The following is an 849-nucleotide window of genomic DNA, read 5'->3' on the forward strand; positions in this document are numbered from 1 at the left end:
CTACCGCCTGTTATGACTTGAACCCTTTGCGCCTGGAGGCGTTTTGCTCGTCCTGATCTGAGGAGGAGCCATGCTGACGGACGCACAATGGGCAATACTGGAGCCTTTGGTGGAACAGTGCCGTCCGAAGGGCAAAACCCCACCGCACGATCTGCGTCGCACGATGGAGGCGATCCTCTGGCGGCATCAGAATGGCGCCAAGTGGCGCTCTGTGCCCGTTGAACTGGGCCCCTGGTGGCGGGCCGCTCAGACCTTCATCCGCTGGGCTCGCCTGGGTGTCTGGGAGCGTCTGCTCAACCTGGTGCAAGAGCGCGGCATCCAGCTTGGAATGACGTTCCTCGACGGCACCAGCGTGCGCGCGCATCAGAAGGCCGCGGGAGCACGCCGAAAAGGGGCTCTCAAGCTCAACGAGACGATCGTGAGGCGCTTGGCCGATCGCGTGGCGGCTATGGCACCAAGGCTTGCGTGATCGCCGACGGTCTCGGACGCGCCATCGCGTTCCGCATCGCGCCTGGTCAGGCGCACGAGCTGCCTGACGCCATTCCCCTGCTCGACAGTCTACCAGATGTGCCTGCCTGGGTGGTGGCCGATCGTGGCTATTCCAGTCACAGCTTCCGCGAGCACATCTGGAGCATCGGTGCGAAGCCGGCGATCCCGGCCAAGTCCAATGAGGCGCCGGTCGCCTGTCCGGACTGGATTTACAACAATCGCAATGTTGTCGAGCGGCTCTGGGCGAGGTTGAAGGAGTGGCGGGCTGTTGCAACCCGCTACGAGAAGACGGCCTCATCGTTCATGGGCATACTCTGTCTCGCCGCCGCTCTCGATTGGCTCAAGACCTAACAGTACCTA

1 protein-coding gene is annotated in these 849 nt (G+C 62.9%); it reads left to right on the forward strand.

The window, feature by feature from the left end; genetic code table 11:
- Positions 1–70 precede the first annotated feature (70 nt).
- Positions 71–840 (forward strand): IS5 family transposase gene (locus tag ACFOYU_RS15220; RefSeq protein ID WP_377034241.1). Its coding sequence is split into 2 segments (ribosomal slippage): positions 71–392 and positions 392–840, totalling 771 coding nucleotides; the frame shifts between segments, so codons are not numbered across the junction.
- Positions 841–849 lie beyond the last annotated feature (9 nt).

The sequence above is a fragment of the Microvirga sp. GCM10011540 genome, from assembly GCF_042650665.1.
In the GTDB taxonomy this organism is placed as follows: Bacteria; Pseudomonadota; Alphaproteobacteria; order Rhizobiales; family Beijerinckiaceae; genus Microvirga; species Microvirga lenta.